The sequence below is a fragment of the Aquabacterium sp. genome, assembly GCF_035476535.1.
Classification (GTDB): Bacteria; Pseudomonadota; Gammaproteobacteria; order Burkholderiales; family Burkholderiaceae_C; genus Pseudaquabacterium.
Genome location: NZ_DATILJ010000115.1, coordinates 19873 through 27610, shown reverse-complemented (window position 1 = coordinate 27610; position 7738 = coordinate 19873). Strand labels below are relative to the sequence as shown.

Annotated in this window: 7 protein-coding genes; 2 read left to right on the top strand and 5 right to left on the bottom strand. The window is 66.5% G+C overall.

Annotation, left to right across the window (positions count from 1 at the left end; genetic code table 11):
* On the top strand, positions 1-259 hold a 259-nt coding region (locus VLK61_RS11955; protein ID WP_325421406.1), incomplete at its 5' end, for a DUF6316 family protein.
* Here the strand turns inward: VLK61_RS11955 and VLK61_RS11950 are convergent.
* The 5 genes from VLK61_RS11950 to cysD all read right to left on the bottom strand — a co-directional run bounded on the left by VLK61_RS11950 (position 225) and on the right by cysD (position 6747).
* Entirely contained in the window at positions 225-1550 is a 1326-nt protein-coding gene (locus VLK61_RS11950; RefSeq protein WP_325421404.1) for an immunoglobulin domain-containing protein, read from the bottom strand. The two genes, VLK61_RS11955 and VLK61_RS11950, sit on opposite strands and share 35 nt — an antisense overlap.
* 92 nt (positions 1551-1642) lie before the next feature.
* Complete coding sequence (locus VLK61_RS11945; protein ID WP_325421402.1) at positions 1643-2941, bottom strand: immunoglobulin domain-containing protein; 1299 nt, start codon at positions 2939-2941, stop codon at positions 1643-1645.
* Positions 2942-3051: 110 nt separating this feature from the next.
* Positions 3052-3840, bottom strand: a complete 789-nt coding sequence (locus VLK61_RS11940) for a sulfite exporter TauE/SafE family protein (protein ID WP_325421400.1) — start codon at positions 3838-3840, stop codon at positions 3052-3054.
* Positions 3841-3843: 3 nt separating this feature from the next.
* Positions 3844-5748 (bottom strand): sulfate adenylyltransferase subunit CysN, encoded by a 1905-nt coding sequence (gene cysN / locus VLK61_RS11935; RefSeq protein WP_325421398.1) that lies wholly within the window; start codon positions 5746-5748, stop codon positions 3844-3846.
* Positions 5749-6747: a sulfate adenylyltransferase subunit CysD gene (gene cysD / locus VLK61_RS11930; protein ID WP_325421396.1), complete on the bottom strand. Its 999-nt coding sequence runs from the start codon at positions 6745-6747 to the stop codon at positions 5749-5751.
* Between the two features lie 88 nt (positions 6748-6835).
* On the opposite strand from cysD, the gene cysQ reads away from it, so the two are divergent.
* Complete coding sequence (gene cysQ / locus VLK61_RS11925; protein ID WP_325421394.1) at positions 6836-7618, top strand: 3'(2'),5'-bisphosphate nucleotidase CysQ; 783 nt, start codon at positions 6836-6838, stop codon at positions 7616-7618.
* Positions 7619-7738: the final 120 nt, after the last annotated feature.

The following is a 7738-nucleotide window of genomic DNA, read 5'->3' as shown; positions in this document are numbered from 1 at the left end:
CTGCGAGCGCTTCTGGGGCGGCGAGTTCGCCGCCGGCCCGAAGCACCGCTCCGGGGACACGCGGCGCAGCCACTTCCGCAGCGACCGCGTCTACCAGGCCGACGGCGAGTGGTACTTCATGACCCGCGAGCAAGCCCAGGTCGGACCCTTCCAGAAAAAGGAAGAGGCCCACGAGATGCTGGCCTCGTTCATTTCGACGATGGCCTTGGCGGGGGATCGCCAGGTCACAGGAAGCAGCTGTACTGCCAGATCGGCATGAACACCGGCACGCCGGTGCTGGCGTCCAGCGGCGTGGCGCCGTCGGTCACCGTCACGCCGTGGTTCGAGAAGCTCAGATCGCCGACGTTGGTGTAGAGCATGTGCCTGCCCTGGTAGTCGGCAGGGCTTGCGCCATCGATCAGCGTCGCGGCACCGAAGCCTGCCATGCCGAAGGCGGTCCAGATTGGCACCACTTCCTTGAACGGCACGATCGGATCGCGCTGGTGCGCAAAGCCGTACATGCGGCTGCCCGGCGTGGGCCCGGTGGCGGTGATCCAGGTGGCCGGCGCATCACGCACGTTGTCGTAATCGGCGGGCGACGAGAAATAACAGGCACGATCAACGGCATGCTGGGTGGCCAGGTAGGCGGCATGGCCGCCACCCTGCGAGTGGCCGGACAGGCGCAACAACTCCCAGCGCACTGCGTTGTTGCTGTCGAGAAACTGATCCCAGCCCTGGCCGGGCTGCTGCAGCCTCAGGTAACGCAAGGCCTTGACGATGCGGTTCTCGATCGAATTGCCGGGGCTGACGGTGATGCCTGACGACACATCCGCGCCGGTGCGGATCTCTTCGCGCGCATTGCCCAGGCAGTTCGGGTCGCTTGAGCGGCTGCACAGCAAGGACACCACGACGTCATTCGGGTAGGCCAGGCCGAGCACATGGAAGCCGTTGTTGGCGGCGGCGTTCAGCAGCAGCTGCGTCTGTGTCGGGACCGAGCCGCTGGCGGGAAAGAACACGAACAGCCGGCCCTGGCTGGCCACGGCGGCATTGACCGCGGCGAGGTGACTGCCGACGCTGTCGTCGATGCTCGTGTCAGAAAACGAAGGCACGAGCGGGTTCAGTGTGGCCGCGGGCACATTGGCAGGGCTGTAGACACGCAGCGTCGCCGCCGCCGACATCAGCGAACCGTTGGCATCACCGACCCGGACCGAGACCTGGGCGTTGTCCTGGCCGGTGTCCAGCGCCTTCGGGACGAAGGACGAGGCCGTTGCGCCGCTCACGTCGACACCATTGAGCCGCCACTGGTAGCTGAGGCTGCCGCTGCCGGTTGCGCTGATGCTGAAGCGCGCCGATTGCCCGGTGATCACTGCCTGGTTGGCTGGCTGGGCACTGATGGCAAGCGTCGGTGCAGGCGGCGGCGAGGGTGTCGGCGGTGGTGGTGCCGGCACCTCGGCGCTGCCGCCGCCACCGCCGCAGCCGGCGATCAAGGCCATGGCCACGCTGAGCGCCAGCAAGCGGGTACTGCGCGCGGCGAGTCCGGTGGCTGGCGCAGGGATCGGGTTGGCGATCATGTCAGGTCGGGAATGAGGACATGCTGCAAGCGTAAACGGATCGAGTGCGAGTGTCCGGAGGTTTTACCGGCGCGAAACATTCTCAGCTGGGGCTACAGGAAACACGCGTACTGCCATATCGGCCAGTACGCCGGCAAGCCGCTGACGCTGTCGATCGGCGTTAGCAGGTCTACCACCGGCGCGCCGTGGTAGGACTGACCCGAGATGCCGCCGACCACGGGCCGGTCGGTGTACAGCATGTGCCGGCCCTGGTAGGCGGACAGCGGCACATCGTCGATCAGCGTCAAGCCGCCGAAGGCGGCCATGCCCAGCGCCGACCAGATCGATTGCAGCTTGTTGATGCCGACGACCATGTCGCGCTGGTGCGAGAAGCCGTAGAGCTTGCTGGCGGGCGTGGCGCTGGTGGCCGAGAGCCAGGCGGCCGGCTGCTGGCGCACGTCGTCGTAGTCCGCCGGCGACGAGAACAGGCAGGCGCGGTCGAGCGGGCGTTTCGTCGCGATGTAGGCCGCATGGCCGCCGCCCTGCGAATGGCCGGCGATGCGCACACGATCCCAGCGCACGGCCGTGCCGTTGTCCAGGTACTGCTCCCAGCCGCGCGTCGGCTGCGTCTGCACCAGGTACTGCAGGGCCTTGAGCAGGCGGTGCTCGATGGCATTGGCCTCGTTCACCGCCACGTTGGCCGAGACGTTGCTGCCGCTGCGGATCTCCTCGCGCGCATTGCCCCAGCAAGCGGCGTCGCTGGCGCCGCTGCAGGCGCTGTCCAGCACCACGTCGTTCGGATAGGCCAGGCCGATCGCATGCAGGCCGTTGTTGGCCGCTGCGTTCAGCACCAGCTGCGTGCGCGAGGGCACCGACAGGCTGGCGGGCAGGAACACGAACAATCGACCCTTGGGCGTGAGAATGCTGTTGCTGGTGGCGATGTGCGCGCCGAAAGCCGCGTCGATCACCGCTTCGGTGGCGTTGGCTTCGAAGTCCGTGACCGTCGGCGCGGGCAGGTTCGTGGGACTGTACACACGCAAGGTCGCGGCGTTCGACACCCGTGAGCCGCCGATATCGCTGACGCGCACGCTGACCTGGGCGTTGTCCTGGGTGGTTTCCAGCGCTTGCGGTGTGAAATTCACCGCGTTGGCGCCGGCCACGTCGGCGCCGTTCAGTCGCCACTGGTAGCTCAAGCTGCCATTGCCCGTGGCCACCACGCTGAAGCTGGCCGATTGGCCGCTGACCACGGCCTGGTTCGCCGGCTGCGTGCTGATGACGACGGCCGTGGGTTCCAGCGGTGCGCCGGCCGATCCGCCGCCGCCGCCACAGCTCGCGAGCAGCGTGGTCAAGGTGGTAACGGCGGCCCAGCGGGCCAGCATGGGGGTACGCGATGGCAGAGTGGGGGATGACATGCTCACGGGGTCCTCGAGATCCAGGCAGAAGCGCAAGCGTACCGGAGCGCATTCGGTTACCGGCCTGGTCGCCTCATTTGGCCGCGTTGATTGGCCACGTCTCTTGGCCGTCAGGACAGCAGCAGCTTGGCACCTACCGCCACCAGCACCACCGAGATCGCGCCGCGCAGCACTTTTTCGGATGTGCGCGAACCGATCAGCGAACCCAGCACGATGCCGGGAATCGAGCCCAGCAGCAGCTGGCCCAGCAGCCCGAGGTCGACATTGCCCATCAGCAGGTGGCCGGTGCCGGCCACCATCGTCAGCGGGATCGCGTGCACGATGTCGGTGCCCACCAGCCGTGCCGGCGTCATGCGGAAGGGGTACAGGTACAGCAGCATCACGGTGCCCAGCGCGCCGGCGCCCACCGAGGTCAGCGTGACCAGAAATCCCAGCAGCACGCCGGCCACCACGGTCATGATCGGCTGCGCATGATGAAAGGCATCGGGCGCTTTCGAGCGCAGCGACTGGCCGATCGCATGCATCTGCTTCTTCAGCAGCATCGCCAGCGCGGTGAGCAGCAGCACCACGCCGAGCATCGTGATGATCAGGCCGCCCTTCATCTGGGCCGCACCGGTAGCCTGCAGCCACCACAGCGTCAGCACCGCCGAGGGCAGGCTGCCGAGCGACAAGCGGCGCATTACCTGCCAATCGACACTGCCCTTGCTGTGGTGCACCGTGCCGCCGACCAGCTTGGTGATCGCGGCAAACCACAGGTCGGTGCCCACCGCGGCAGCCGGCGCCATGCCGAACATCAGCACCAGGATCGGCGTCATCAGCGAACCGCCGCCGACACCGGTGATGCCCACCAGCATGCCGACCCCAAATCCGGCCAAGGGGTTCATCCAGTCAATGGACATGGTCTAGCTCAGCAGACCGAGTTCTTGCATGCGCTCGATGACCCGTGCGGCGCATTCTTCAGGCGTTGCGTCGACGGTGTTGACCCGCAGCTCCGGGTTCTCCGGCGCTTCATAGGGCGAATCGATGCCGGTGAAGTTGGCCAGCTCGCCGCGCCGTGCCTTGCGGTACAGGCCTTTGACGTCGCGTGTCTCGGCCACTTCGAGCGGGGTGTCGACATGGACCTCGACGAACTCGCCGCCACTGACCAGGCCGCGGGCCATCGCCCGTTCGGCCCGGAACGGCGAGATGAAGGCGGTGATGACGATCAGCCCGGCGTCGACCATCAGCCGCGCCACTTCGGCCACCCGGCGCACGTTCTCGACCCGATCAGCCTCGGTGAAGCCGAGGTCGCGGTTGAGCCCGTGGCGCACGTTGTCGCCATCGAGCAGGTAGGAATGCTTGCCCAGTGCATGCAGCTTCTTTTCGACCAGGTTGGCGATCGTCGACTTGCCCGCGCCCGAGAGCCCGGTCAGCCACAGCACCGCGGCCTTCTGGCCCTTCTGGCGCTCACGCGCAGCCTTGTCGACATCGACATGCTGCAGGTGGATGTTGTGGGCGCGGCGCAGCGCGAAGTGCAGCATGCCGGCGCCCACGGTGTGGTTGCTCATGCGGTCGATCAGGATGAAGCCGCCGGTCTCGCGGTTGGCGCTGTACGCATCGAAGGCCAGGGTGCGGTCGATCGAGACATTGCAGACCCCGATCTCGTTCAAGTCAAGCTTCTTGGCCGCCAGGTGCTCCATCGTGTTGACGTTGACCTTGTACTTCGGCTCGGTGATGGTGGCGTTCACCGTGCGCGTGCCCAGCTTCAGCAGGTAGGGCCGGCCGGGCAGCATCGGCTCGTCGGCCATCCAGACGATCGTCGCCTCGAACTGGTCGGCCACCTCGGCCGGCGCGGTGGCGGCCGAGATCACGTCGCCGCGCGAGATGTCGATTTCGTCTTCGAGCGTCAGCGTGATCGACTGGCCTGCCACGGCCACTTCGAGGTCGCCGTCGGCGCTGACGATGCGCGCCACCTTGCTCTCGCGGCCCGAGGGTTGCGCGCGGATGCGCTCACCGGGCCGCACCGACCCGCTGGCGATGGTGCCGGCAAAGCCGCGGAAATCCAGGTTCGGCCGGTTGACCCATTGCACCGGCAGCCGGAAGGCGCCGGCCTGCCGATGCGTCTCGTCGAGGTCCACGGTCTCGAGGTAGCCCATCAGCGTCGGCCCGTGGTACCAGGCCATGTGCTCGCTGGGCGCCAGCATGTTGTCGCCGCGCAGGGCCGAGAGCGGCATCGCGGTGATGTCGTCCAGGCCGATCTGCTTGGCGAACTTGCGGTAGTCGTCCTCGATCTGGCGAAAGACGGATTCCGAGTACGCCATCAAGTCCATCTTGTTGATCGCCAGCACCACTTTGCGGATGCCGATCAGCGAGACCAGGTAGCTGTGGCGCCGCGTCTGCGTCAACACGCCGCGGCGCGCGTCGATCAGGATCACCGCGACATCGGCGGTCGACGCGCCGGTGATCATGTTGCGTGTGTACTGCTCGTGGCCGGGCGTGTCGGCGACGATGAACTTGCGCTTGTCGGTCGAGAAGAAGCGGTAGGCGACGTCGATCGTGATGCCCTGTTCACGCTCGGCAGCGAGGCCGTCGACCAGCAGCGCGAAATCGATCTCGCCGCCCTGCGTGCCCCACTTCTTCGAGTCGGACTCGACGGCGGCCAGTTGGTCCTCGAACAGCATCTTCGAGTCGTACAGCAACCGCCCGATCAGCGTGCTCTTGCCATCGTCCACCGAGCCGCAGGTGATGAAGCGCAGCAGGCTCTTGCGTTCGTGCTGGTGCAGGTATTGGTCGATGTCGCTGGCGATGAGATCGGAGACGTGGGCCATTCAGAAATACCCCTCTTGCTTCTTCTTCTCCATCGACGCCGCGGCATCGTGATCGATCATGCGGCCCTGGCGTTCGCTGGTGCGCGCCAGCAGCATCTCCTGGATGATCGCGGTCAGCGAGTCGGCCTCGGACTCGATCGCGCCGGTCAGCGGATAGCAGCCCAGCGTGCGGAAGCGCACCTTCTTCATCATCGGCGCCTCGCCGTGGCGCAAGGGCATGCGATCGTCGTCGACCATGATCAGCGTGCCGTCACGTTCGACCACCGGCCGTTCGGCCGAGAAGTACAGCGGCACGATCGGGATGTTCTCAAGGTAGATGTACTGCCAGATGTCCAGCTCGGTCCAGTTCGAGATCGGAAAGACGCGGATCGATTCGCCCTGGCGCTTGCGCGTGTTGTACAGGTTCCAGAGTTCGGGCCGCTGGCTCTTCGGATCCCAGCGGTGCTGATCGGAGCGGAACGAGAAGATGCGCTCCTTCGCGCGGGACTTCTCTTCATCGCGCCGCGCGCCGCCGAAAGCAGCATCGAAACCATACTTGTCCAAGGCCTGCTTGAGCCCCTGCGTCTTCCACATGTCGGTGTGGATCTGCGAGCCGTGCTCGAAGGGGTTGATGCCCAGTTGCGCGGCCTCGGGGTTCTGGTAGACCAGCAACTCCATGCCCATCTCGCCGGCCATGCGGTCGCGCAGCGCATACATGGCGCGGAACTTCCAGGTGGTGTCCACATGCAGCAGCGGGAAGGGCGGTGGCGACGGATAAAAGGCCTTCTTCGCCAGATGCAGCATGGTCGCTGAATCCTTGCCGATGGAGTACAGCATCACCGGCTTCTCGCACTCAGCAACCACCTCGCGCAGGATGTGGATGCTCTCGGCCTCGAGACGCTGCAAATGGGTCAGGCGGATCGGATCGGTCATGGATGCGAGGCTGTTCGAAGAAGGTCGGACGGGCGTGACGGCACGGGCCTTGCACACAGGGCGGACGGTCCGCCGAGGCTTGCGCATTCTGTCGCACAATCCGCGCCGACCCGGCCCTCTGCAGCCCGAAAGCGTGACCCGCTGAACATCCACCCCCGCATTTGAAGGACATCCAGTGACCACCGTTTCCCCGAACCCCGAGTCGCTGCTCGAGGGCATCGTCGCGATCGCGCGCGAAGCTGCCGCGGTGGTGATGGCCGTCTATGCCACGGACTTCAGTGTGCGAGGCAAGAACGATGCCTCGCCAGTCACCGCGGCCGACGAACAGGCCGAGGCGGTGATCGTCGCCGGCCTTGAACGCTTGGCGCCCGACATCCCGATCGTGGCCGAGGAGGCCGTGGCCGCCGGGCGCCTGCCGCAGCTGGGTGATCGCTTCTGGCTGGTCGACCCGCTCGACGGCACCAAGGAGTTCATCAGCCGCAACGGCGAGTTCACCGTCAACATCGCGTTGATCGAGCACGGGGCGCCGGTGCTGGGTGTCGTCAGCGCCCCAGCGCTGGGCCGGGTCTTCGCCGGCCTGGTCGGATCTGGTGCATGGGTCGAGGATGCGCAGGGCCGGCGTGCCATCCACTGCCGCCGGGTACCCGACGAGGGATTGACCGTGGTGGCCAGTCGCTCTCATGGCGATGCTGCAGCGCTGGACGCCTTTCTCGCCGGCCGCCATGTGGCGTCGACGACGAACGCCGGCTCATCGCTGAAACTGTGCCTCGTGGCCGGCGGCGAAGCCGACCTCTACCCGCGCCTGGGCCGCACGATGGAGTGGGACATTGCGGCAGGTCATGCGGTACTGGCCGCGGCCGGTGGGCAGGTGCGGGACTTGCTGGGACAAGCCTTGCACTATGGCAAACCCGGACTCGATAACCCTCACTTCGTCGCCAGCGGCCTCGAGCCTGGCTGAGGCCCGGGCTTCGCTGCCCTTGCGATGCCAGCAAGCTGTGCCTTGTGCACGAAAACCGGGCGTCGATCGCAGGCATACTCAGCCCGATCGGGGGCTGTCCATCGCCGAAATCGCCCGTGT

Excerpts from the sequence above, each read along its gene's own strand:
- VLK61_RS11945 (WP_325421402.1), bottom strand. The coding sequence starts at position 2,941 with ATGTCATCCCCCACTCTGCCATCGCGTACCCCCATGCTGGCCCGCTGG.
- cysN (WP_325421398.1), bottom strand. The coding sequence starts at position 5,748 with ATGGCCCACGTCTCCGATCTCATCGCCAGCGACATCGACCAATACCTG.
- VLK61_RS11950 (WP_325421404.1), bottom strand. The coding sequence starts at position 1,550 with ATGATCGCCAACCCGATCCCTGCGCCAGCCACCGGACTCGCCGCGCGC.
- cysD (WP_325421396.1), bottom strand. The coding sequence starts at position 6,747 with ATGCGCAAGCCTCGGCGGACCGTCCGCCCTGTGTGCAAGGCCCGTGCC.
- VLK61_RS11940 (WP_325421400.1), bottom strand. The coding sequence starts at position 3,840 with ATGTCCATTGACTGGATGAACCCCTTGGCCGGATTTGGGGTCGGCATG.